29 protein-coding genes are annotated in these 25,472 nt (G+C 35.2%); 1 reads left to right on the top strand and 28 read right to left on the bottom strand.

All coding sequences use genetic code 11. From position 1 onward, the window contains the following. Nucleotides 1-7: 7 nt before the first annotated feature. The 12 genes from ABDZ63_RS06560 to ABDZ63_RS06505 form a co-directional block, all read right to left on the bottom strand. On the bottom strand, nt 8-463 hold the full coding sequence (locus ABDZ63_RS06560) for a cell wall elongation regulator TseB-like domain-containing protein (protein ID WP_343782550.1): 456 nt from the start codon (nt 461-463) through the stop codon (nt 8-10). Nucleotides 464-783: 320 nt separating this feature from the next. Next, complete coding sequence (locus ABDZ63_RS06555) at nt 784-1,545, bottom strand: hypothetical protein (protein WP_343782548.1); 762 nt, start codon at nt 1,543-1,545, stop codon at nt 784-786. A gap of 64 nt (nt 1,546-1,609) precedes the next feature. Further along, nucleotides 1,610-4,270 (bottom strand): ATP-dependent DNA helicase DinG, encoded by a 2,661-nt coding sequence (gene dinG / locus ABDZ63_RS06550; RefSeq protein ID WP_343782547.1) that lies wholly within the window; start codon nt 4,268-4,270, stop codon nt 1,610-1,612. An 81-nt stretch (nt 4,271-4,351) separates the two neighbouring features. Further along, nucleotides 4,352-4,735, bottom strand: a complete 384-nt coding sequence (gene panD, locus ABDZ63_RS06545) for an aspartate 1-decarboxylase (protein ID WP_343782544.1) — start codon at nt 4,733-4,735, stop codon at nt 4,352-4,354. Further along, entirely contained in the window at nt 4,735-5,610 is an 876-nt protein-coding gene (gene panC / locus ABDZ63_RS06540; protein WP_343782542.1) for a pantoate--beta-alanine ligase, read from the bottom strand. The genes panD and panC overlap by 1 nt, the downstream gene beginning before the upstream one ends. Beyond that, nucleotides 5,607-6,440, bottom strand: coding sequence for a 3-methyl-2-oxobutanoate hydroxymethyltransferase (gene panB / locus ABDZ63_RS06535; protein WP_343782541.1), 834 nt, complete (start codon nt 6,438-6,440; stop codon nt 5,607-5,609). Before panB ends, panC begins: the two co-directional genes overlap by 4 nt. A gap of 24 nt (nt 6,441-6,464) precedes the next feature. Continuing rightward, complete coding sequence (locus ABDZ63_RS06530) at nt 6,465-7,439, bottom strand: biotin--[acetyl-CoA-carboxylase] ligase (RefSeq protein WP_343782540.1); 975 nt, start codon at nt 7,437-7,439, stop codon at nt 6,465-6,467. After that, nucleotides 7,415-8,620: a CCA tRNA nucleotidyltransferase gene (locus tag ABDZ63_RS06525; RefSeq protein ID WP_343782539.1), complete on the bottom strand. Its 1,206-nt coding sequence runs from the start codon at nt 8,618-8,620 to the stop codon at nt 7,415-7,417. Before ABDZ63_RS06525 ends, ABDZ63_RS06530 begins: the two co-directional genes overlap by 25 nt. A gap of 5 nt (nt 8,621-8,625) precedes the next feature. After that, nucleotides 8,626-9,756, bottom strand: coding sequence for an N-acetyl-alpha-D-glucosaminyl L-malate synthase BshA (bshA, locus tag ABDZ63_RS06520; protein ID WP_343782538.1), 1,131 nt, complete (start codon nt 9,754-9,756; stop codon nt 8,626-8,628). After that, nucleotides 9,749-10,165: a methylglyoxal synthase gene (gene mgsA, locus ABDZ63_RS06515; protein ID WP_343782537.1), complete on the bottom strand. Its 417-nt coding sequence runs from the start codon at nt 10,163-10,165 to the stop codon at nt 9,749-9,751. Before mgsA ends, bshA begins: the two co-directional genes overlap by 8 nt. A gap of 13 nt (nt 10,166-10,178) precedes the next feature. Then, on the bottom strand, nt 10,179-10,982 hold the full coding sequence (gene dapB, locus ABDZ63_RS06510) for a 4-hydroxy-tetrahydrodipicolinate reductase (RefSeq protein ID WP_343782536.1): 804 nt from the start codon (nt 10,980-10,982) through the stop codon (nt 10,179-10,181). After that, nucleotides 10,979-11,290 (bottom strand): nucleotide pyrophosphohydrolase, encoded by a 312-nt coding sequence (locus ABDZ63_RS06505; RefSeq protein ID WP_343782659.1) that lies wholly within the window; start codon nt 11,288-11,290, stop codon nt 10,979-10,981. Before ABDZ63_RS06505 ends, dapB begins: the two co-directional genes overlap by 4 nt. Before the next feature lie 222 nt (nt 11,291-11,512). Between ABDZ63_RS06505 and ABDZ63_RS06500 the strand changes: the two genes are divergently transcribed. Beyond that, nucleotides 11,513-12,379 (top strand): YitT family protein, encoded by an 867-nt coding sequence (locus tag ABDZ63_RS06500; RefSeq protein WP_343782535.1) that lies wholly within the window; start codon nt 11,513-11,515, stop codon nt 12,377-12,379. A gap of 228 nt (nt 12,380-12,607) precedes the next feature. On the opposite strand, the gene ABDZ63_RS06495 is transcribed toward ABDZ63_RS06500, so the two are convergent. The 16 genes from ABDZ63_RS06495 to menG form a co-directional block, all read right to left on the bottom strand. After that, nucleotides 12,608-13,291: a zinc metallopeptidase gene (locus tag ABDZ63_RS06495; RefSeq protein ID WP_343782534.1), complete on the bottom strand. Its 684-nt coding sequence runs from the start codon at nt 13,289-13,291 to the stop codon at nt 12,608-12,610. A 38-nt stretch (nt 13,292-13,329) separates the two neighbouring features. Then, entirely contained in the window at nt 13,330-13,527 is a 198-nt protein-coding gene (locus ABDZ63_RS06490; protein WP_343782533.1) for a sporulation protein YpjB, read from the bottom strand. Between the two features lie 37 nt (nt 13,528-13,564). Continuing rightward, the gene (lhaT, locus tag ABDZ63_RS06485; RefSeq protein ID WP_343782531.1) at nt 13,565-14,146 is read right to left on the bottom strand and encodes a lipoprotein heptaprenylglyceryl N-acetyltransferase LhaT; all 582 of its coding nucleotides are present in this window, start codon (nt 14,144-14,146) and stop codon (nt 13,565-13,567) included. 66 nt (nt 14,147-14,212) lie between these two features. Further along, nucleotides 14,213-15,010 carry a menaquinol-cytochrome c reductase cytochrome b/c subunit gene (locus ABDZ63_RS06480; protein WP_343782530.1) on the bottom strand — a complete coding sequence of 266 codons (798 nt, stop codon included), beginning with the start codon at nt 15,008-15,010 and terminating at the stop codon, nt 14,213-14,215. A 30-nt stretch (nt 15,011-15,040) separates the two neighbouring features. After that, a complete protein-coding gene (gene qcrB / locus ABDZ63_RS06475; protein ID WP_343782528.1) occupies nt 15,041-15,715 on the bottom strand; it encodes a menaquinol-cytochrome c reductase cytochrome b subunit in 675 nt (224 codons plus the stop codon). Between the two features lie 3 nt (nt 15,716-15,718). After that, nucleotides 15,719-16,228, bottom strand: a complete 510-nt coding sequence (locus ABDZ63_RS06470; RefSeq protein ID WP_343782527.1) for a ubiquinol-cytochrome c reductase iron-sulfur subunit — start codon at nt 16,226-16,228, stop codon at nt 15,719-15,721. Between the two features lie 154 nt (nt 16,229-16,382). Next, a complete protein-coding gene (locus ABDZ63_RS06465) occupies nt 16,383-16,847 on the bottom strand; it encodes a DUF2487 family protein (RefSeq protein ID WP_343782525.1) in 465 nt (154 codons plus the stop codon). Between the two features lie 13 nt (nt 16,848-16,860). Next, nucleotides 16,861-17,409 (bottom strand): ReoY family proteolytic degradation factor, encoded by a 549-nt coding sequence (locus tag ABDZ63_RS06460; RefSeq protein WP_343782524.1) that lies wholly within the window; start codon nt 17,407-17,409, stop codon nt 16,861-16,863. Nucleotides 17,410-17,422: 13 nt separating this feature from the next. After that, nucleotides 17,423-18,676, bottom strand: a complete 1,254-nt coding sequence (locus ABDZ63_RS06455; protein WP_343782523.1) for a tetratricopeptide repeat protein — start codon at nt 18,674-18,676, stop codon at nt 17,423-17,425. A gap of 24 nt (nt 18,677-18,700) precedes the next feature. After that, a complete protein-coding gene (aroA, locus tag ABDZ63_RS06450) occupies nt 18,701-19,996 on the bottom strand; it encodes a 3-phosphoshikimate 1-carboxyvinyltransferase (protein ID WP_343782522.1) in 1,296 nt (431 codons plus the stop codon). 43 nt (nt 19,997-20,039) lie between these two features. Next, nucleotides 20,040-21,143 (bottom strand): 3-dehydroquinate synthase, encoded by a 1,104-nt coding sequence (gene aroB, locus ABDZ63_RS06445; protein ID WP_343782521.1) that lies wholly within the window; start codon nt 21,141-21,143, stop codon nt 20,040-20,042. Further along, nucleotides 21,143-22,306 carry a chorismate synthase gene (gene aroC / locus ABDZ63_RS06440; RefSeq protein ID WP_343782520.1) on the bottom strand — a complete coding sequence of 388 codons (1,164 nt, stop codon included), beginning with the start codon at nt 22,304-22,306 and terminating at the stop codon, nt 21,143-21,145. Before aroC ends, aroB begins: the two co-directional genes overlap by 1 nt. 16 nt (nt 22,307-22,322) lie before the next feature. Next, nucleotides 22,323-23,096, bottom strand: coding sequence for a CheR family methyltransferase (locus tag ABDZ63_RS06435; RefSeq protein ID WP_343782519.1), 774 nt, complete (start codon nt 23,094-23,096; stop codon nt 22,323-22,325). Between the two features lie 138 nt (nt 23,097-23,234). Continuing rightward, the gene (gene ndk / locus ABDZ63_RS06430; RefSeq protein ID WP_343782518.1) at nt 23,235-23,681 is read right to left on the bottom strand and encodes a nucleoside-diphosphate kinase; all 447 of its coding nucleotides are present in this window, start codon (nt 23,679-23,681) and stop codon (nt 23,235-23,237) included. 73 nt (nt 23,682-23,754) lie between these two features. Beyond that, complete coding sequence (locus tag ABDZ63_RS06425) at nt 23,755-24,720, bottom strand: polyprenyl synthetase family protein (RefSeq protein WP_343782516.1); 966 nt, start codon at nt 24,718-24,720, stop codon at nt 23,755-23,757. A 21-nt stretch (nt 24,721-24,741) separates the two neighbouring features. Continuing rightward, the gene (gene menG, locus ABDZ63_RS06420) at nt 24,742-25,446 is read right to left on the bottom strand and encodes a demethylmenaquinone methyltransferase (protein WP_343782515.1); all 705 of its coding nucleotides are present in this window, start codon (nt 25,444-25,446) and stop codon (nt 24,742-24,744) included. Nucleotides 25,447-25,472: the final 26 nt, after the last annotated feature.

Genomic DNA, 25,472 nt, shown 5'->3' with positions numbered 1-25,472 from the left:
CTCCTTATTAATTTTTGTTGAATGATATCGAATCGTATAATTCTCCTGTTTCAAACAAAAAAGTTCGAAAGTACATACGATTTTCATTTTCATAAATTAATTCCCAAATAAATTGATCATTCATAATACCTGGGGTGACATTTAATAGCTTACAATTACTGCAGTCTTTTCGCCATTCTGATATTAATTCTTCTTCTGTAATACCTTCATCTTCAAGTATCCACTCAACATCATCTTCATTTAATTCTTCCTTCTTTGGAACAAACGTATAATACCGTTCATCTTCATCTATTCCTTGAACAACTGTATAATCCTCTTCACCGTTGTAAGCATAATCTTTTTCAACAGTTTCAATTGGCGAATAATCAAGTGCAATATTGATATACGTCTGTTGTTCATCATTGTGTGTTCCTTGTATTTCATAATAGAAATATGAGGATACAAGAACTCCAATGATCATCATTAAAGCGAAGACACTAAATAAGATTACCACAATTTTATTGCTAAATATTTTCTTTAGCGACAAACATATTCATCCTCTACTTAAGTATCATACTCTATTTAATCATTCCCTCTATATTATAACAAGTTTTTATGTATTTTTAGACATTTTTTTATGAAAGGTTTGGCGTTAGTTTCTTTAGCCTAATGACACTAATGAGAGTCGAATCGTCTATAACATTGAAGTTAGATGGGATTTTTATTAGATTTAATACTTTTTTCCGGTGATATGAACTTAAGCGGTTGCACTCAGCAGAAATCTGTTGCAACCGCTTAAGAACTTTACTTATTCAATCTTTCTAAATAAACATCATAATCGCTATCATATATAGAAATGTGAATAGCAATAAATCTCTTTAAAAAATAAGTTTCCACCCACGATTCTTGAAAAAGACCATGAATTTGTTTATTTCGTTTTTGGTCATTTTTTTCATTTATAATTGCCATTTGTGGATCAATTCGATTAATTTCTTCTCGGTTGATACTACTAGCATCTGCATAAGATGGCACATAAATTAATTGAATTTGCTCATCATGCTCTCCATTAATTTTTTGGTCTGTTTCATACCAATAAATTGAAAATACCTCATTAGACAAAATAATATTACCTTGATTATTATTTCCAACATACTTTAAATAGAAATCATTACTTAAAGCAATTACTTTTTGGTCTGTAAGTGACAATATATTGTACTCCTCGTGTGATAATTCACAGATCGTCTCTGATTCATAAGATACATAAATTTGATCAACTTCCCATTCAGAAGAAATAGCCTCTAAATTACCACAATTCTCAGCTTTAGGAGCAGTAATTAAAATCCCTTTTAAAGTCTTTTCTGGCCATTGAGCTAGTGTGTTTTTTACAGTTGGTAAGCTTTTAGCATCCCCTGTATTAATCAAAAACATTTCTTCCTCATTAAGGTGTAACACAGCCATATCACCAGAATCAATTGGTGTAAATATTAATTCGCGTTCAGCAACAGAACTAATCGTTGAGTTTGTTAATAAGAAGCTTATCATTAGTAGTTTGACCCAAAAGCCCATCATCCCAACACCTATCCATTATTTAATCAACATCTAGACCTATTATTTAGTAATTCATTGATGATTATGAAAGCCATTTTTTTGCATGTTCAATAATCTCTTTTTGGTCATCATAAATAACAGGCGTCTTCGGAAGTGATTGGATAAACTTTTTCCCATATCCCTTTTTCATAATCCGTTGATCAAGAATAATAAAAACCCCTCGGTCATCTTTGCTACGAATAATTCGACCAAAAGCTTGTCTAAACCGTTGTATTGCTATCGGTAAGGCTAATTGTTCAAAAACATTATAGTTTTCTTTTTCAAGTGCATAACTTTTTGCCTGCATAAAAGGGTTGCTGGGTGTTTCAAACGGGAGTCGCACCATACAAACTGTTTTAAAAGTTTGATCGGTTAAGTCGATTCCTTCCCAAAAAGAATTAGTACCCAGTAAAATGATGGATTCTTCTGTTTCAAACATCTTTTTCAACTTATCGCGGCTTCCTGTTGATACACCTTGTCCGATGACTGAGTATTGATTGAGTGATTTTAATCTTTTTAAATATTTATAAACAAGTCGCAACATGTCATACGATGTAAACAAGACTAACACTTTACGACCAGCGTTAGTCACATAATCCTCTAAAAAACCAGCAACATAAGCTGTATAAGCATTTACCTTAGTTTTTGATACATCGGGGATATTATTAGGGATTAAAATTTTGGTTTGCTTATCAAAATTAAATGGTGATGCTAAGGTTACACATTCAGTCTCTTCATTTAGGCCAGTCCCTTCTAAAAATGACTGATATGATTGGTTTGTTTGGATTGTCGCACTTGTAAATACAAAGCAATCAGCATTTTCATAAACCTTTTCTAATTGCTCACTAACTATAATTGGCTCGACATGTATGGTTGCAGCATTTTTAGCTCCATATTGATCGATTTCAATCCAACGTACATCTTGAGTTGACAAATCAAAAAATCCCTTAAAAATATTCATCATTTCATTTAGTTTGTCAATTGCATACTGAATAACTAACTTCGTCCACTGATTTAAGTTTTTGCGACCCTTGAGCTCATTTAATATGTGATTAATGGCTAGTAATAATTGATTCAAGTGGTCTTTAATCTCACCATTTAACATTAAATTCAAATAATCTTCTCCGACTGTCAGTTGAGCTCTGCCGGTATCAGTTAATAAATCATCGTCACTGTGCAGAAATTCCACAGCTTGATAAACCGATCTAAAAAACGCATCTGCATAAAACTTAGCTTGATCGACCGCGTCATTTTGAACAACCTTTTGTAAATCTTGCAACAAATGAACAATACTCACATAACTTAAAGCTTTAGAAAACTGATCTCGTGTTATATTTTCAAGATGATGAGCTTCATCAATAATAGCATAATGAAAGCTTGGTATCCGATTATACCCATTAAGAGAATCAGTCATTAAAAAAGCATGATTCACAACAATTAAATCTGAACTCTCACATTGGTTTAGAGCTTTATGAAAATAGGAACTATCATCACTTGATTGGAGCTGATCACAGTTAACATACTTCCAAATATTCTCACCATTTGATGGTAAATTTAATTCGTCAATATCACCCGTTTTTGTTTCAGTTAACCAGATCACAATAATCGCAAGCGTTAAGACTGCATCATAATTTTCATACTCATCAAAATGATCTAAATACATTTTAAAACGTTTAGTATTAATATAATGTTTAGGGCTTTTTAAAACCGTAATCTTAATTTGTTGATTAATTGCAGAAGACAACTTTTCCGCTTCTTTTACGATTTGATTTTGTAATTGAATTGTACTAGTGCTAATAACTGACTTTTTACCATTCTCATAGGCTTGATACCACGCAGGTAGTAAATATGCTTTTGTCTTTCCTAAACCTGCTCCAGCTTCTATGACAACATTTTTTTGTTGATTCATTTTTTCATAAATTAAATGAGCCATTTCTAGCTGGCCTTCTCGAACGTCATCATCGCCAAGACGTAAAGTATTTTCAATAACCTCATTAAAAGAAAAAGAATCATGATCAATAAGCTGTTTATCCTCTGAAATTTGTTGAATCATTAATCCATTTTGTTCGGTCAAATTACTTGATGCATCATATAAATGACGTTTACTTTCTAACAATGGTTGAAACCAGTCATCAAGTTGGCTATGTAATATCGAAATAAATGGATCTAGGGTTTCTAATGTTTTCAACGGTAATGCTTGAAGTTTTTGCTTAAGTTTTACCCATAATAAAGCTGTTACATAAGCATCAGAAAGAGCTCTATGTGGTGAAGAGTGATCAATCCCTAAATACTGTGTAATCTCAGATAATTTGTATCCCGGTGCCTTAGGAAATAAAATCCTTGCTAATTCAACCGTATCAATTGTTGGACAATTAAGCGGTTTATAACCCTCACTCTCCAATGCAGCATTTAAAAATTCATAATCAAAATGAACGTGATGAGCTACAAAGTAACTGTTTTCAATTATAGGGAGCAAATCAGGAATGATATCATTAAAATATGGGGCATCAACTAAATCTTCTTCATTAATCCCTGTTAAATTCGATACGAACATTGGAATATCTGTTGTCGGTTTAACTTTTGTCGCATATTCTTCTACTATTTTTGAGTCCTCGACAACAACGACACCAATTTCAATAATCTCATCGCCCTTTTTGACTGAGTGCCCTGTTGTCTCAAGGTCAACTACAACATACCTGTCCATCATTAACCCCCTTCCTTAAATCAAGTATTATGTAATAACTAACGATTAAAGAAAAATAACCCCCCCCTAAAACCAAGGGAGTTATAAGACAGTAAGGGGCGGTTCTTCTACAATGATTTCACCAATTTGATTATCATCTTCCATAATGGCAATTTTAGGTTGGTGGCCATCTAGTTCTTCATCTGATAAAGTGACGTAAGATATTATAATAACGGTATCGCCTTTTTGAACTCTTCTAGCAGCTGCACCATTTAAACAAATCACTCCACTATGCCTCTTTCCAGCAATGACATATGTCTCAAAGCGCTCCCCATTGTTATTATTAACAATTTGAACTTTCTCATGTGGTAAAATGCCGACTTGTTCTAAAATATGAGAATCAATTGTAATACTTCCAACATAATTTAAGTCAGCTTCTGTTACCGTTGCACGATGGATTTTACTATTTAACATGGTACGAAACATTATGGTTCACTCCTATATTTAACTTCTCCTGAAGGTTTTAAGATTATGTTATCAATTAACCTAGCCTGTTTATAGTTAATAGCAACCGCAATTATTATATCATGAATTTTTGAAATTTCACTTGATAATTCAGGATATGTTAAACAATCAACATAATCGACCTCACCAGATAAATGATGTTCTAATTCTGATTGAACAGTTGATATAACTTGTTCTCTACTCCAATCGCCTTCTTCTACAACACCTTTTCCCTTTAGGAGTGCTTGATAAAGATAGTGTGATTCCTCTTTCTCCTCTTTAAGCAAGTTAACATTTCGACTACTCATCGCTAATCCATCAGATTCACGAACAGTTGGTACTGGAATTAACTCAATGTCGAAGTTTAAATCTTTAATAAGACCATCAACAACAGCTACTTGTTGTGCATCTTTTAATCCAAAGTAAACACGGTTAGGTGCAATAATATTAAATAATTTCGTTAATACTGTTAACACACCTTCAAAATGACCTGGTCTTGTAGCACCACATAACACATCTTTACGTTTACTTAAATTCAAATCAACTGATAACGAATTAGGATACATCTCCTCCTTAGTAGGATAAAAAACGTAGTCTACATCTTCATTCATTAACAACTGTTCATCCCGTTTAAAATTCCGCGGATATTGCTCTAGATCATGTGATTGGTTAAATTGTAGTGGATTAACAAAGATACTAACAATAACGATTTCGTTTTCTTCTCTCGCTCTTCTAATTAATGACAAATGGCCTTCGTGTAATGATCCCATAGTCGGTACAAAGCCTATTGATTTATTAGATTCATGAAATCCTTTTTTAGTTTGTCGCATCGAATCAATGGTTTTGATAGTTTTCATGACTTGCCATATAACCCCTTTAATGTATCTTCATTTATTGAATAAGTATGCTCTTCTTGTGGAAACTGGTTGTCTTTTACATCTTGTACATAACTTGCTAATGCATGAGTTGTTAATTCGTTCAAATCAGTATATGACTTTACAAATTTAGGCAATCGTTCAACGCCATATTGTAATAGATCATGATAAACTAACACTTGTCCATCACAAGATGCACCTGCACCAATTCCAATTGTTGGAATGTCAAGTTCTTCTGTAATAATCTCTGCTAAAGGTGCTGGAACACATTCTAAAACTAAAGCAACAGCCCCTGCACCTTGAACTTCTTTTGCGTCTTCAATCAACTTATTAGCCTCTTTTTCCGATTTACCTTGAACACGGTAACCGCCTAACACGTTGACAGTCTGAGGTGTTAATCCGATATGGCCGACAATCGGAATCCCAGCTTCAGTTAAACTGCTAACTACTTCTGTAACCTCTTGTCCACCTTCGATTTTTAACGCTGCTGGTTCAATTTCTTGAAACATTTTTTTAGCATTCATTAGCGTCTGTTCCATTGAAACATTAAATGACATAAATGGCATATCCACAACAGTAAATGTATTGGGTGCTCCACGACGAACTGCCTTTCCATGATGAATCATATCATCAATCGTAACGGGAATCGTTGAGGAATAGCCTAATACAACCATTCCTAATGAATCACCTACTAATAATAAATCAGCACCAGCTTGTTCACATAGTTTAGCAGACGGGTAATCGTAAGCAGTAATCATAGCTAAATTTTCACCATTCTGTTTCTTTTGACTCAACATTTTTGTCGTTTTCATCTATTAACACCTCTTAATAATCTATTAAGACCATAATATTTCAGCAGAATACAGTAAGTGTTCTTGTCCATTTTCATCGATCACTTTTAGTGCACCATCTTCATGTATACCAACCAATTTAGCGTTCCACTCACCTTGTGCACGTACTTTTAGCCATTCTCCCATTTTGTATGCGTAACTTTCCCACTCTGATTTAATCGGCTTAAACCCTTGTTCAATAAATCTTTCATATTGTAATTCGAACTCTTTAGCAACGCTTTTAAATAAATCGTTTAAATTAATTTGTTCTTCCGCATAGATTTTTAAAGACGTTGCTTGATTCACGATCGATTGGTCAAAATCGTTCTTATCATGATTAACATTAATTCCGATTCCTAAAATAATATAGTCGATTTGATCTTGTTCTGCCTGCATCTCAGTTAAAATGCCTGACAGTTTCCTCTCACCTATAAACAAATCATTGGGCCACTTTATTCTTACAGGTATACTATAATTAGACATAACCTTCGCAAGTGCGACTGCAGCTACTAAAGTAATTTGTGTCGCGTTTTTAGGCTCTAAAGACTTAGGACGTAATACTGTACTAAACCATAAACCTGCATTTTGTTTAGAATCCCAATAACGCTTCATCCTACCCTTACCTTTTGTTTGTTCACCTGCCATAACTACGGTTCCATGCGAAGCTTTATCTCGTGCTAAATCATGAGCAATATTTTGTGTTGATGTGACAGATGGGTAGTAATGTAAATGATGACCTAGCCAATCTGTTTCAAGTCCCCATCTAATTGCATCTTCAGATAAAACAGTTGGTAAATTAACTATTCTGTATCCTCTATTTGTTACAGCTTCAATCTCATATCCAGCTTTTTTCAACTCATTCATATGTTTCCATATAGCAGATCTAGAAATGTTTAATTGGTCTGATAGTTCCTGCCCAGAAATATAACTATCCTGATTTTGAAAAAGAAGGTCAATTAATTTATGTCTAGTTCCTTCCATCTCTTCACCTCACTCTCTATATCCTTATGGTTATTAGAAATTTGTTTTAAAAGGACTAACCGTTCAACCTGTTCTAAATATTCGCCGATCCAACGACCCTTACTCATATTTGGAAACATACTCATGATGTCATGACCTGAAATTGCTAAATCACCTCTTGAATGAATAGGAAGTTGTTCATACTGCATAGTCAAAGCTTTTAACTCTAAACATTCACCAGTCATAACATGAACTATTTCAATGAACGGTCTGAACTGACTTTCACCTAATTTGTATAAAAGCTCTTCATTCACACCCTTTTGATTATAATGGTTAAGTGAGTTAATTAGGAGTATAGCGCCTTTCTTAATTTGATTAGATATTTTATAAGTTTTGATCCAATCATCAAAGAAATGATGGTCACTTAATAACGTTAAAGCGGCTATGACCACACTCGGATACTCAATTAAATCGATCACATGAGCTTTCAACTTGGAAACTAGATTCGGTTCATAGTTGAATAATGGTAATGCTTGATCTAGTTTTGTCTTTTCTAATGATGATAAACCCCGTTGAACACCGGCACCTTTAAACATCTTAAACAGTTCAGCTTGAATTCGTTCGACTGCTATCTTACTTAGTAAGTCTTTATATTGGTGAATTGCTGCACTCACATCATTAGATATGTTGAAATCTAATTGACTAGCAAAACGGATTGCTCTAAGCATTCTAAGTGCATCTTCAGAAAAGCGGTCTTTAGCTAGACCTACTGTATGAATCATTCTTTCTTTTAAATGAGATTGACCATCATAAGGATCAATCACCTCACCATTCATATTCATCGCCATCGCGTTAATAGTAAAATCACGACGACTTAAATCTAACTTTAAATCTGTTACAAATTCAACAGAATCCGGACGCCTAAAATCCTCATAATCGCCTTCAGTCCGATAAGTTGTCACTTCAAAATCATGCCCATTATCAATAATTATTACGGTTCCATGTTCAATACCGACTGGAACTGTTCTTTTAAATAACTTTAACATTTCATCAGGTTTTGCGTTCGTTGCAATGTCGACATCACCAATCGGTATATCTAATAAATAATCACGCACCGAACCACCTACAAAATAAGCTTCAAAGCCATGATTTTCAAAAGTATTTATAATATTTTTCGCTTTTATAAATGGTTCTCCTAACATGTCTATCAATCCTTATTTAGTACGTGATCATACACTTCTTCATATCGCCTGACAACTTGTTCTGTTTGAAAATGTTTTTCAACAATTGATTTAGATTGTTTTGATAACTCTGTCCATAAATTTTGATCAGTTAAAAGACGAACAACTCTTTCTGCAACACAACTTAAGTCACCTAATGGGCATATAAAACCATTAACCCCATCTTCAATCACCTCAGGTATGCCGCCAATTTTAGTTCCAACACAAGGAACACCTTGACTCATTGCTTCTAATAAGACGAGTCCAAAGCTTTCCTTCTCAGAAAGAAGTAATTTGACATCACTTATTTGTAGTAGGTCTTGGATATTATCTTGTCTTCCTAAAAAAATCACGTCTTGTTGTAAATTAAGGTCTATTACTTTTTCTCTTACACTTCCATACTCAGGCCCATCACCGACTAATAATAACTTGGATTTCACTTTGTCTTTAACCATAGCGAAAGTTTCAACCACTTGTTCAACTCGCTTTACTTTTCTAAAGTTTGATATATGTATTACGACTTTGTCTTCTAATGATAGGCCAATACGCTCTTTCAAGTCTTGGTCAAAAGCTGGAACTCTCTCTCGTAAATCAACGAAATTATGAATCACTTTTATGTCTGTATCTATTTGAAACACATCTTTTGTTTGCTCTTTTAGACTTTGTGACACAGCGGTTACAGCATCTGATTGCTCGATTGCAAAGCGGATCATGTTCTTTAAACTATGATCAGCTCCAAGCACAGTAATATCTGTTCCGTGTAAAGTCGTCACAATCTTAACATCTCTAGACGCCATCTGTTTTGCAAAAAGCGAGCAAATGGCGTGAGGCACAGCATAGTGAGCATGGATGATATCTAGTTTTTCACGGTCAACTACTTCAGCAATTTTATTAGCTAAGGCTAAATCGTATGGTGGATGTTTGAATACAGGGTAGTTTGCCACTTCTACTTCATGAAAATAGATATTAGGATAAAGGCGCTTCAACCTAAATGGCATTGTGGTCGAAATAAAATGAACCTCATATTGTTGTTCCGCTAAAAATATCCCTAACTCAGTAGCGACTACTCCTGAACCCCCTACTGTTGGATAACAAACAATACCAATTCGCTTACTCATGATATAGCCCTACCGATTCTTTAAGTTTTCTCCAGTCTAACCACCCATTTTCAAGGCCACGAACAATAATTTCTGCTGTTGCAACATTTGTGGCAACTGGAATTTTATAGACATCACATAACCTTAAAAGAGCTGTGACATCGGGCTCATGTGGCTGTGCTGTTAAAGGATCTCTAAAAAAAATCACTAAATCTAAATCATCTTCAGCAACCTTAGCACCAATTTGTTGGTCACCACCTAATGGGCCAGATTGTAATCTTTTAATATCTAATCCGACTTCTTCATGAATTCTTCTCCCCGTTGTACCAGTTGCAAATAGCTCATGTTGTTTGAAAATGGGTTCATAGGCTGTGACGAAGTTTAGTAAATTTTGCTTCTTTTGATCGTGCGCGATTAAAGCTATTTTCAATTGATTTCACCTACTATTCCATTAAATTTTCTAAACCGTAAACATAATCATCCATTTCGACAACTTGTTCGACTGCAAACTGAACACCACTCATAAAGGAATAACGGTCCATTGAACTATGTGTAATTTTAAGTGTTTGACCTGTTTGACCAAAGGTGACTTCTTGTTCAGCGATATATCCTGGTAGTCGAACACTATGGATTCTAAACCCATCAAAGCCTGCACCTCTAGCACCATCAATCGTTTCCTTCTCTTCAGGATGACCTTGTCGTTGTGCTTGTCTTGACTCTTGGATCATTTGTGCTGTTTTCACTGCTGTACCAGATGGTGCGTCTAGCTTTTGGTCATGATGTTTTTCAATAATTTCGACATTAGGAAAATATTTCGCTGCCATTTTAGAGAAACGCATCATCAAGACAGCACCCATTGCAAAGTTAGGCGCAATAACAATGCCAGTATTATTCTCGTCACTTAACTGTTCAAGAGTCGTTAACTGTTCATCTGAAAAACCAGATGTACCAACAACTGGCCTTACTTGATGTAATAAAGCTAGACGTGTGTTTTCATAGCCAACTTCAGGGTTTGTTAAATCGATTAATACATCTGCGTTCAAACGGTCAAATGCTTCACTAGCATTAGTGTAAATTGACGCTTCTATATCAGGGAGACCATCTATATCTTTTATAGATAACCCTTCATTCTTACGATCAATGCACCCAACTAAATTAAAATGCTCGGTACGTTCGATTAATTTAAGGGCTTCTGTTCCCATTTTACCTCGAGGTCCTGCTAAAATAATGTTGATTGTTTCAGTCATGATTCATTCTCCTTTTTCGTCCAACGATCTTGATCTCTAATTTCAATTTTTGACATACTTCTGTCGAATGCTTCGTTTAAATCAATGTTTAATGAATTAGCTAGTGTGATGATCACGAAAAGTAAATCACCTAGTTCCTCTTCTAATTCTTTCTCACCTTCAGTAGATTTTTTCGGTTTTTCACCATAATAGTGGTTGATTTCACGGGCTAATTCACCCATTTCCTCAGTTAATCTCGTCATCATAGCTAAGGGTGAAAAGTACCCTTCTTCAAATTGACTAATAAATGCATGTACACGTTTTTGCATTTCTTCAGTCGTATGTTGATTAGCCACTAGCAATCACTTCCTCTTTATAATCTATCATAATGTTAGCTAAAGAATAAGGTTTTGACAAATCATTCAATTTAAATATTTTATCTTTACGAATTTAACGAATTAATATGATATTGATTTACAATAAGAAATTGCTGCATTGGCTAAATTTGGCTATAATGGTTTGAGTGTAATTTGTTTTTATGGAGGGCTAAGATGTTTCAAGGTATAAAAGTAAAAAACGTTATCTTTATTTTAATTGGAGCTGCTATATTCTCATTTGGTATTGTTAATTTTAATATGCAAAACAATTTATCAGAAGGTGGATTTACCGGAATCACTTTGTTATTATACTTTTTATTTTCATGGGATCCTGGAATTATGAATTTAGTATTAAACATACCCGTATTTTTTATTGGACTAAAGTTGTTAGGAAGAATCACTTTTATTTACACGATCATCGGAACCATTGCTGTATCAGTCTATTTATGGGTATTTCAAGCTTACCCAGCATTTTCATTACAAAACGATATGACTTTGGCTGCATTATTCGCTGGAACATTTATCGGAGTTGGATTAGGTATAATATTCCGATTTGGTGGGACAACTGGTGGAGTAGATATAATTGCTCGTCTTGTAAACAAATACGCTGGATGGAGCATGGGTAGGACTATGTTCTTGTTTGATGCGCTCGTTATTCTCGCTTCTGTTGTGTTTTATTTAAATGAAGTAGAAGGTATGTATACTTTAGTAGCGGTATTTATCGGTGCAAGAATTATTGATTTCATTCAAGAAGGAGCTTATGCCGCGCGTGGTGTGATTATTATATCAGAGCTTAGTGATGAACTAGCTAAAGGTATCACTGAACAGATGGAACGTGGTATAACGATTATTAATGGAAAAGGGTATTACACAGGCAACGATCGTCATATCCTTTATTGTGTAGTTGGGAAAAATGAAATTGTTAAATTAAAAAATATTATTCAAGAGATTGACCCTCACGCATTTGTAACTGTTTCTCATGTACATGATGTATTAGGAGAGGGCTTTACGTTAGATGAAGATAAAAAGCCTATTAATTAGTTTGTAATTTATCAGCTTAAGATGTCGGCTAAACCTCTTTAAAATTGATGAAGTTGGGGTGAAAATAGAGTTGTTAAAATACGAACATTCGATTTCTTATGTTAGATGAGTAGCTATTAAAACCGCAAAAATCCGAACGAATTCATTGATGATGAATCGTTCGGATTTCTATTATTAACTATTTTTTACCTCTTTGTGAATAGTCATTGATTTTAGCATTTAATAAAATTAATCGTCTGCCATATGGAGAAACATAAATATAAAACGAATTAGCTCCATTAAGGCAACTACTGCACCCGCGACATATGTCCAAGCAGCGGCATCAAGAACTTTTTTCGTTTCTCTATGCTCTGCACTTCCAATCATACCTGTACTCACTAATTGCCCCATTGCTCGGTTGGACGCATCAAATTCTACAGGTAATGTGACCAGCTGGAACAAGACAGCAAATGCCATAAAAATAATCCCGACTAAAAACATTTGCGCCGAAGTAAAAATAATGCCTGCAATGATAAAGAAGAAAGACATATTGGAACCAAGGCTTGCTGCAGGTACTAAAGCATGTCTAAATCGCAAGAATGCGTATTCTTCAAAATCTTGTACAGCATGTCCAACTTCATGAGCTGCAATCGCTGCAGCTGATTGGGAAGGTTCGTGGTAATTGTGAGAAGATAAACGGACGACTTTCTTCCTTGGATCGTAATGATCTGAAAGAAAACCCTTTGTCTCTTCAACTTTCACATCATAAATTCCATTTTCTTGCAACAACCTTCTCGCGACCTCTGCTCCTGTCATGTTAGAAGAGTTTCTGATCCTCATATGTTTCTTGTATGTTTTTTTAACTTTATTTTGCGCCCAGAGCGGGAGTAGCAACAAAATCGCAAAATAAATTAAGAAAGTCCCGATTCCCATACCGACTCCTCCTCATTGTTATCTATCTATAGTCAATTTTAGTCAAACTGTTTTTCATCGTCAATTTCGTTGCTTCTAGCTTGGTCTTCTTTGTATTTTTTCCACCCAACATAAAATAATGTTGCTAAGATAATGGAAGTCACTAATATTATAGTAAAAACCACCTCACTCATGTCAACAACGACCGACAAAGCATATAAAGGGATGAAAAGTATAATTAACTTACTTAACCCCATTTGATATATCCCCTTTTAACTAATATTTATTATATGCTTATGCTAAATGAGTAGAACGTGTTCTTTTCATTCCAAAAAGGTAAACAAGTAAAATTGACAGCAAACTTAACCAAAATGTGAAATAACCAATGTGGTCTTGAAATTGAGATAATGTAGGATACATAGGCATATGACCATAAACATAATCAATCACATCATTATGAAGTGTCCAAACAGCTGCAACCACTAAATGCTTCATTTCAATTTTAAAAAACGGCGAATACAATAAAGCTTGAATGGCCATTGCTCCATGGGATGCGATTAGCATTAAGGCAATTAGTGTGACAGGTTGTCCATGCATAAAAGTTAAAATATTCATTACAACAGCCCATATACCATATTTAAATAACGTTAACATGGCTAAAGCTTCCATATATTTAAAATTTTTATTTAATAAGAATCCAATTAATACAATAACAAAAAACATAGACGCTGTTGGACTATCTGGAACAAATGGGATAAAGATTGTAGGTGTTATTTCTAGCTGATATCGGTACCAATAAAACCCATAAATTGTACCTAACGTATTGATGATCAATAATAATATTAAAATTCTACGGTCCATTAATAAATAGATCATTTCTATTCTCCTAAAAAAGTGTTATGTAAGCAAAAAGCTGACTTATTACAAGTCAGCTTTTGTCTTTTATTCTTCTGTGTCTTCACCATTATCTGTTTCTGTATTTTCAACGATGAATTCAGCTAATTGCTCTAATTCTTCATCCGTTCCATCAAAAATATCAGCTGGCATATCGCCAATACCTTCAACTGCAATTTCTTTAATTGCATCTGCCGGTGTTGGTAAATCTAATAGGTCAGGACCTAAACCAGGCTCACCTTCTAATGAACCACCGTGACAACTCATACAGTTTTGCGCGTACGGCTCGTAACCTGGGTGGGTCTCGTCGACTTCATGCTCTACCATATTTTCAACTGAGTACTCTTCACGTTCGTCCCAGTCAACAGCTACAACAGACTCATATGTTAACCAAATTGTTGCAAGTACACCTATTAACATCATACCTGTTGCAATTGGACGTTGTGATGGTCGTCTTCCTGGTTTGGTATCTAAGAATGGTGCTAATAGTAAAGCGCCAAACGCCAAGCCTGGAATAGCGACTGTACCGATCACAATATATTCTGCCGCAGCAAACTCAAACTTAAGTAATTCATATAAGAATAAGAAGTACCAGTCTGGTAAAGGGATATAAGCAGCATTGTTAGGGTCTGCTTGTTGCTCTAAAGCTGTTGGGGTAACGGCAACAAAACATAAAAATCCAATTAAGAATACTGCCCCAACTAGCCATTCTTTTAATAAATAGTTCGGCCAGAATGCTTCTGTTCTACCAGGATATTCAGAGTAATCTTTTGGAATTGTATTACGTTGTTCTTTGTCTTGAACTCTGGAGTCCCCGACAAACTTCATTCCTTTTCCTCTATGCACAGTGTTCCCTCCTTTTTTTCAGTTTTCCTCTTATAGTGGACCTGAGATTCCTTGACGACGAATCATAATAAAGTGTAATGCCATTAGCCCAAATAGAGCTGCAGGTAAGAAGAATACATGAATCGCAAAGAATCTTGTTAGGGTCTGTGCACCTACAATATCTGGGTCACCTGCAAGTAACGTCTTAATATCTGTGCCAATTACAGGAACACTCTCAGCAATTTCAAGACCTACTTGAGTTGCGAAGAATGCTTTGTTATCCCATGGTAATAGGTATCCAGTAAACCCTAGTCCAAACATTACGAAGAATAGCAACACACCAACAACCCAGTTTAATTCACGTGGTTTCTTATAAGCACCTTGGAAGAATACGCGTAACGTATGTAAGAAAATCATTACAATTACGACACTAGCTCCCCAGTGGTGCATACCACGAACAATTTGTCCATGTGCTACTTGTGATTGTAGATATTGAACGGAATTCCAAGCATTCTCAATATCTGGAACATAGTACATCGTTAAAAACATACCTGATAATACCTGAATAACTGTAACAAAGAATGTTAAACCACCAAAACAGTATACAAATGCTGAAAAGTGGTGTGCTGGGTTTACATGTTCAGGCACTTCGTGGTCAGCAATATCGCGCCAAATAGGCGTAATATCTAGCCGCTCATCAACCCAGTCATAAATCTTCTGTAGCATCAATTACGCCCCCTCTCGTGGATTCGCTCTACCTAGATATAGTCGACCGTCTTCAATTTGATACTCATAAGCATGTAATGGTCCTTCTGGCGGTGTACCTGGAATGTTAACTCCATTCTGGTCATAACGTCCGTAGTGACAAGGACAGAAGAATTCATTACCATGGTCACCTGTTTCCCAGTCAACAACACAGCCTAAGTGAGTACAAATAGGAGATAGTGCTAAAATGTCACCATTTTCGTCTCGATAAATCCATGCAGTACGTTCAGCCTCTGTATCGTACCAACCATCTTGTTGGTCAATATAGAACGTTTTACGTTGTGGCTCATCAGTAATTTCATCAACGTCCATTACATACTGAAAATCATCAGAACCATCAGCTTTTAATAATGGATCGACAGCCATACCAACCATTGGTGCAACCATAGCCGCACCCATGAAGCCACCTACACCTGTTAACGTGTAGTTTAAGAACTGCCTACGAGAGACTTGATTGTTTTTCTTTTCGCTCATGTCTTTCCCCCCTCTATCCATCTGATCAACGAACAGGGTTTTTTCACATATTTATTAGGACAATATAATGATAGCGTATCCCTCAACATCGGTCAATAAAAACAACAAACTGAATAGAAAAATGTCACAATTTCTTTACAAGATTGTCATAAATCTAGTCATTCCACTGTTCTTTAATCAGTTCTTCTATTTCTGCAACTTGTGATTGGACGAGTTGTTGTGTTTCAACCTGGTTTAAGTCACTTTGTTGAGGGGCTGGCAACCATATTAGTTCAGCATCTAATTCAGAACTATATTTTCTCCACTTCTTATCAAAAGTGAATAAAAATACATATTTAAATGGCTGTTCTTGAATCTGACCTACAACAGATGCTAAACGTTCATATTCATCAGTTAGTGTGTTTTGTTTTAGGTAATTATATACAGGTAATAAAAAAACTCGACCTTTCAGTTGTTTTTCAATTTGCGTCATATAAATTTGCATCACTTCATGCTGGAATGAAAGCTTTGTTAGCTCATCATCATCACTAAAGGAGAAAGGGATTAACGGCATCACAGCTGAATCGATATATTCTTTAGCTTGTGTATAACTTTGTACATCTTGATGCATCCATTTCATATGCAGCTACCTCCTATCTTGTCTTTTTAGTATGTTGACTGTTTAATAAGCTGCTATAGAAGTTAAAAGCTTCATAGTCACCGGTATCTAGGGCATGATCAATTTTAGTTTTCAAACCTGCAATGTATTGTTCATTTGTTACATAGTTTAACAGTGTATCGAGTTCTTTATAGTCTTGGTCATTTAAATAATAGTCATCAGGTAAGAATGGATTATCTTCTAAAACCGATATATACTCTTTCGAATGCCTAATGCCTTCAAAACTAATCTCCAAGTAAAGTGGTTCGCCTTGGTTCATTCTAATATCATGAAAGGCTTTTTCAACTTCTGAGGTAACGACGTGTTCCTTATAATAACGGAATGGCCTCTTTTCACCTTGTTGAACAGATATAATCATACTGCGTGGACAAAGATGAGCTTCAAATACAAAGTGTAGGTTTTCTAACAACTCATCGCGTTTTAATAAGTAATCAAACAACCACACTATTTCACGTTGAGGCAGATCATAATGATCTAAAAACCAGTCTATAAACGCTTTTTTCTTTAATGGTGAGACGTTCATTCCTTCACCCCATTTATTGTTCTTGCATTCTTGTTAAAAACTCTCTTACTTCATCATCTTCTGGAATAACTTTCAAGTATGAATCAAGAATTTGTTTAGCTTTATAGAAATCGCCTTCTTCTACTAAAAACATTCCGTATTCTTTTAGAAAGTCTGGTTCTTCACTATAAGATGGAGCAGCTTGTTCAAAGTGTGTTTTTGCTAGTTCATATTCTTCTAATTCATTATACACTTGTGCCGCACGCCAATTTAATACAACAGGGTATCCTTCAAGTCGCATTAGCTCTTCTACAAGGTCTTTAGCTTCATTGTATTGCTCATTCTCGATATAAAGGGTTAATAAAAGCTCTATACCATCTTCATAAGCTGGGTCAATAGCTAACGCTTCTTTTAAATAGTCTACAGCTTTTTCAAGTTTCTTTAACTTAACGGCATACTGTGCTGCTAATAAATATAATTCATTATTATGTTCATCTTTTTCAATACCTTGTACAGTTGTATTAAACGCTTCTTGTAGCGCACCTTCTTCATATAAGGCTTGTGCTAGCAATGGATAAACACTTGTATATTCTGCATCAACACCAATCAGCTGATTCCAAACCCTAGTACTAATATCATAGCGGTCTAGTTGAAAAGCTGTATAACCGTATTTAAATAGTTGATCAGGTGTTTCTAATTCGATTAGCTCATAATAACTTAAAGCCTCTTCCCAATTTCCAACTGAAGATAATACTTCTGCTAAACGTTCTTTAATATTGACTGCATCAATTTCATCATCATATCTCTCTACTTTTTGATAAAACGGAATTGACTTTTGGTATTCCCCATTAGAAAATGCTAATTCTGCAAAAGCTAAATCAATAATTGGCTCATCAGGTTCGATCGATTTTGCTTCTTCTAGTTTTTTCTCTGCTACTTCAAACAATCCTTGAGATTGGTAAAAATCGGCAAATACCACTAGTGATGTAACATAAGAGTCATCTTCTGGGTCAATACTTTCTAATAAATCGATAACTTTTTCATCTTCACCCAATTCAATATAAACTTCTGCTAACAGTAATTTAACATAACAGTCTTTTGGATAAATGACTAACATATCTTCATAAACGTCACTTGCATCATTTAGAAGACCCCATTCATGGAGTAGTTGCGCAACATCAAATCGCTCTACGTCATCCGCTTCATTGACATAACTTTTAAGTAATTGAACGGCTTCGCTAATCTTTCCTTCATTTTTCAGCTCTAATGCTTCGCTGATTGTTTCCATGTCTCCATCACCTTTCTATTTTTACTAAACAAATTCCTTCAATAAGCCTCTTAAATCATCTAAAAAATTGGGATAAGAAACTTGAATGCATTCAACATCATCAATCGTAACAGGTTTTTCACTTATAATGGAAGCAATCACTGCCATCATAGCCATACGATGATCACCATTAGTCTTCACTTGACCACCTTTAAGTAAAGTTCTTCCATAAACCTCAATCTGGTCGTTTGAAGCTTTAATATTAGCACCAAGATTCTTTAATAAAGCAACAGTAGCACTAATTCGGTCTGTTTCTTTATAGCGTAATTCTTCAATATGCTCAATTGTCATATCGCCATAAGTTTGAGTTGCCACTAAAGCTAATAATGGGACTTCATCAATCATTGCAGGAACCTCATTAGGTTTAATCGTTGTTGGGTGTAAAGTAGAATATGAAACTTCAATTGTTCCAATAGGTTCATCACCAATATACCGGTCAACTTTCACTTTAATATTAGCACCCATTCGCCTCAATACATTCACAAACCCTAGCCTTGTTTCATTAACTCCGACTTCTTTAACTTTAATATGACTATCAGGAGTGATTAGCGCTGCTGCAACCCAAAATGCAGCTGAGGATTGATCACCAGGTACTGTTAAGTTTGTAGGTTTTAAGCTTTGTTTACCTTTAATCGTAACTGTTTGTTCTTCAACTTTTATTGAACCACCAAAAGCAGGTAGCATTTTTTCAGTATGGTCACGAGTCGGGTTATTTTCTACAACAGTGGTCTGCCCTTCTGTTAATAAGCCCGCTAATATAATAGCTGATTTAACTTGTGCGCTATCTACTGGTAAATGATATGTAATCGGCATTAACTTTCCGCCATTAATCTTTATGGGTAGTTTATTATCACCAGTTATTGATTGAAAGTGAGCACCCATTTTAGTTAATGGTGTGATCACCCGCTCCATTGGTCGCTTACTAAGAGATTCATCACCCGTTAAAGTGACTTGAAAAGAAAACGCTGCTAATAACCCTGCTAATAGTCGTATCGTTGTTCCCGAGTTGCCCATCTCAAGTGGACTACTCGGCTCTTTAAAAGCAGAAGCACCTTCACTTTTAACTAATACTTGGTCCCCGTGCGTCTCGATTTGAACACCTAATGCCTTAAAAGCTTCAATCGTTCTATTACAATCCTCAGAAAGTAAAAAACGGTTAATAACACTTTCCCCTTGAGCAAGAGATGCTAACATGAGAGCTCGATGTGAAATAGACTTATCACCTGGAACTTCTATTTCACCAGCTAATGAGTAATCTTTAAAATGGAATCGTTCGCTCATTACATTATCCCCTTACTAATAGTTTTAAAATGTGTACACCAGCTTAAACTAAATATTTAACATTAGAATATTGCCCCATATACTTAGCAAATGCTTCTAAAAGATTTTTCACTTCTTTTGGTGAGAAATGTTTTACATAAGGCTGTTCATAATCACGTAATAGAACTAATGCGATTAGTTGCTTTTCGTTCTTTTTATCTTTTAACATCAACTGTAATAATTGATTAACTCTCCATTCAGATAACGCTAGCTTATAACCAATATTCGTTAGCCAAGTTATAAGACCCCCACTTAACATACCTTGCCTCTCTCCATTTTCTAAGTCTGAAACGAATAAATCAAATAATATTCCAACCATCACCGCTTCACCATGCGTTATGTTTTTGCTTTGATATACCGATTCAATCGCATGTCCTAAAGTATGGCCAAAGTTCAAGAACTTCCGTTTCCCTAACTCTAATTCATCTGCTTCAACAATTACACGTTTAACATCAATTGAGCGATGCAATATTTTTTCAAAGGACTGATCTTTAACTGAAAGTTCTTGCTTAGTAATAAGTTGCTCGTATAAATGAGCATCGCCAATTAAACTATGTTTAATCACTTCTGCTAATCCTGAACGAAACTCTTGTTCTGAAAGAGTCGATAACGTATCAAGGTCATAGATCACGGCTTGAGGTGGATAAAAGTGACCGATAATATTTTTGATGCTACCTAAATTAATCGCTACTTTCCCGCCAATACTACTATCATGCGCAAGTAGAGTTGTCGGCACTTGTACAAATCCAATTCCACGCATATATGTTGAAGCAACAAACCCTGAAAGATCACCAACCACACCACCACCTAAAGCAATCACTGCAGAATGACGATCTAGTTGTTCATTAAGAAGAAATTGTTGTAATCGCTCAAACCAACTTATATCTTTAATTTTTTCTCCACTAGGGAGGTTGTAAGTTACCACTTGAATAAATGGAGTTAAACCGTTAACTACATCCTCTAGATAATACTTCGCCACATTCTCATCTGTAATAACGGCGATTTTATTATAATTGAACTCTTTAATAAACTCATAAATATTAAACCTTATACGAGTACCAATATTAATTTTATAATCTATAGAACTTTTAACTGTGATTTCTTTCATTAAAATGTTCTAATCCTTTCTCGTTCATCTTCTACCGATTTCTTCAATTGCTCCATGTAGTCAGATGGGAATTGATCAACAATAGCACTAGCAACTTCCCAAGCGACAACATGCTCCATTACTACAGCTGCAGCAGGAACTGCACAACTATCAGAACGCTCAATACTAGCTTTAAAAGGTTCCTTAGAATTAATATCAACACTTTCTAGCGGTTTGTAAAGTGTTGGAATCGGCTTCATGACTCCTTTAACTACGATTGGCATACCAGTAGTCATACCACCTTCAAAACCGCCGAGTCTATTTGTTTTGCGGTAATAACCTGATGTTTCATCATAATCAATTTCATCATGTGTTTCGCTGCCACGTGTTTGAGCTGCTTTAAAGCCAAGCCCAAACTCAACACCTTTAAAAGCATTAATGCTAACAACTGCACCTGCTATTTTTGAGTCTAGCTTACGATCATATTGAACATGCGACCCTAAACCTGCTGGAACTCCTTCAACTGTCACTTCAACGACTCCACCGATTGAATCCCCATCTTGTTTAGCCTGATCAATTGCTTGTTTCATCGATTCTTCTACCGTTTCATCAATAGTACGGACTAAAGACTTATTGGACTTCTCTATTTTTTCATCAACAGAAATGGGAAGGTCAGATGCTTCTATACCATAAATTTCTTTTACGTATCCGACTACTTTAACTCCTAATTCGCTTAATATTTTTTTCGCTATAGAACCAGCTGCTACTCTAGCTGCTGTTTCTCTAGCAGATGACCTTTCAAGAATATTGCGCATGTCACGATGATTGTACTTCAAAGCCCCATTTAAATCAGCATGCCCTGGCCTTGGTTTAGTTACTTGACGTCTTATATGTTGGTCTTCATCAACTGGGTCTTCTCCCATTATATCTTCCCAATTTTTAAAATCATCATTTGTCACAGCAAGTGTAATTGGTGAGGCAAGTGTGTAGCCATGTCTAACACCACTTAAGATTGAAACTAAGTCTTTTTCGATTTTCATTCGTCTGCCACGACCATATCCGCCTTGTCTACGAATTAAAGACTCGTTTACATCTTCTTTTAATAAATTTAAATGAGCTGGAACACCTTCTACGATTGTCGTTAGTTGTTTACCATGTGATTCTCCGGCTGTTAAATACCGCAAACTAAACACCCCCAATTCACTGTTTTTCATAAAAGAATGTTTCTGCAACTTCTAAATTAAATGTTTGAGGGTTAAAAATTTGTTCTGTACTACCAACAAAAAGTACCCCTCCAGTTACTAAAGATTGTGAGAACCATTCATACACTTGGCTTTTAGCTTCTTCTGTAAAATAGATTAAGACATTTCGACATACAATTAAGTCATAACTAGTTTTGTAACTCTTAGCTAAAAGGTTATGCTTACTAAATTGAACGCACTGTTTAATTTCTTCTGATAATACATAGTAATTACCTTTTTTGGTAAAGAACTTTCTTTTTTTATCCTCAGGCACTTCCTTTAAAGATCGTTCTGGATATACCGCTTCTTTAGCCCTATTAAGTGCTTGTTCGTCTATATCAGTAGCATGAACTGTTATTTGGTCTAATGGAAAATAATCACTTAAAATCATTGCAATCGTATATGGTTCTTCTCCAGTTGAACAAGCAGCACTCCAAACTTTTAAACTTTGCTTTCCTTTCATTAGGTTCGGTAGTATTTTAACCCTAAAAGTTTCCCACCGTGTAGAGTTCCGATAAAACTCTGATACATTAATAGTCATTCTGTCCAAAAATTCATAATATAGCTGTTCGTTTTCAATCATTGCCTTAAAGTAATCGTGAAAATGATTAAAACCTCTTTTATCTCTTAACGTTGTGAGTCTTCTTTTCATTTGTTTTTCTTTATATAATGATAAATCAATTCCTGTTCGCTTATTTACTTGTTCTACAAATGCTATGTAATCATCCTTCATTTTTACCGTACCTCTCCCAATGTTGATATAACTATTTCAATTATATAATAGTTTTAAGTTGTAAGGCTAGAATTTGTGAAAATGTCGGGAAGTTGTAAAAAAACCTTGTGTATTTATATACACAAGGTTAAAGAGAAATTAGTAAACCCACTTGCTAGCGTCTTTCGTGTATTCTACTAAGCCGCCTTCTTTAAAGAATAAACCAATTTCACGTTCAGCTGATTCAGGAGAGTCAGAACCGTGAATAACGTTTTTACCTACTGTTAAACCATAATCACCGCGAATCGTGCCGATATCTGATTCAGCAGGGTTAGTTGCCCCCATCATTTTACGAGCTGTTGAAATAACATTTTCACCTTCCCAAACCATTGCAAATACTGGGCCAGAAGTAATGAAATCAACAAGTTCTCCAAAGAAAGGCTTGTCCTTATGTTCTCCGTAATGCTCTTCAGCTAATTCAGTTGGGATTTGCATAAGTTTAGCACCTGCTAATTTAAAACCTTTTTGTTCAAAACGTGAAACAATATCACCTACTAAGTTTCTTTGTACTCCGTCTGGTTTAACCATAATAAATGTCTTTTCCATTGTTTTGTCACCTCTTAAAGTATTTTCATACAAACCGTTAAAAAGTTTATCAAATTTTACGACAAAATACAATTTAAAATTTACGTTTTCCTAAATAACCAGCAATTTTTTGTAATGTTCGTTTAGATTTATTATTAGGTAAAGCGTCTAGTTGTTGCAAAGCCTTTCTTAAATACGTTTGACTGTATTGAAAAGCATCTTCAATCACATCTGAATGCTTTATTTTTTGAATAACTTCTTGAGCCAGTTCCTCTTGATCAGGATTTTCAAAAAATTGTTCCACATCACGATATAAACCGTCGTCATTAAAGGCTAAAATAGTTGGTAGTGTTAAGTTCCCGTTTAAAAGATCACTACCAACTGGTTTGCCTAACTCTTTTTCACTCGATGTAAAATCTAATATATCATCAATAATCTGATAAGACATACCTATGTAATAGCCATACAACTCAAGACGTTCGATCGTTTCTTGATCACAATCAGCTGCAATAGCTCCTAATTTACTGCTCGTTGCAATTAATAGTGCTGTTTTTCGTTTGATTCTTCTAAAGTAATTGAACAAACTCTGATTAATATCATATTTATCACGAAGCTGTTCAATTTCCCCAATACACACTTGGTTAATTGTTTCAGAGATTACATTATGAATTTGTTGTTCGTTTTTTCCTTTCACTAACTCCAACGTTCTTGCGAAAAGGAAGTCACCTGTATACATCGCGGTCAGATTATCCCATTTACTATTAACTGTAGGGTGCCCTCTTCTAGTATCAGAAAAATCAATTACATCATCATGCACAAGTGATGCCATATGAATTAATTCTAAGGCAACAGCTACATTAATCACTTGTTTAGTTTCAGGTTTTCCAAATTGTGATGATAGTAAAACAAAGATAGGCCTAATCCGTTTACCCCCAGCTTGTAATAAATGGTTAGAAGCTGCTCTGATCATCGTATGTTCTTTCCCAGTTATTTCCTTCATTCGGTTTTCAATTTCATTAATGTCATCATTCATATATTTAATAGTGGTCGCCAACTTCATCAAATTCACCTTTTTATGAGTTTACTTTTTACCTAAATGCATAGCAGCTGCACCCAATGCGTAACTTTTAACCTTCACTGGTTTAAAGCCTGCATCGTAAAACATTGACCTTAACTCTGTCTTACCTGGGAAGTTTTTAGTTGACTCATGAAGCCAAGCATATTCATCATAACTTTTTGCAAAAAGCTTACCGAATAATGGCATGATATGTTTGAAATAAAAGAAATATAGTTGCTTAAATACAGGGAGAGTGGGTTGAGATGTTTCTAAACAAACAACCTGTCCACCAGGTTTAACAACGCGATACATTTCTTGTAACACTTGCATGTAATCTGGTACATTCCGTAATCCAAAGCCAATCGTTACATAATCAAATTGATTATCCTCATAAGGTAAAGACATTGCATCCCCATGAACAAAGGTTACATTTTCTATTCCGTCTGCTTGGACTTTTTCCTCCCCAACAGAAAGCATATTTTTACTGAAATCTAAACCAACTACATGTCCTTTCTTACCCACTACTTCTGAAAGGGCTAATGACCAATCCCCCGTTCCACAACACACATCTAAGCAAGATGAGCCTTCTTCTACATCCATTTGCTTCATGACACTCTTTCGCCAAGCTTTATGACGCTGAAAAGAAATAATAGAGTTCATTCGGTCATATCTTTTGTATATTTTTTCAAAAACGTTGTGTACTTTTTCTGACTTAGTATTAGGGTCCATCGATTTCTCTACTCCTATGTTGTCCT

Source organism: Alkalibacillus silvisoli (assembly GCF_039521975.1).
Taxonomy (GTDB): Bacteria; Bacillota; Bacilli; order Bacillales; family Alkalibacillaceae; genus Alkalibacillus; species Alkalibacillus silvisoli.
The sequence above is the reverse complement of the archived record's forward strand: the minus strand, read 5'-3'. Positions and strand labels throughout refer to the sequence as shown.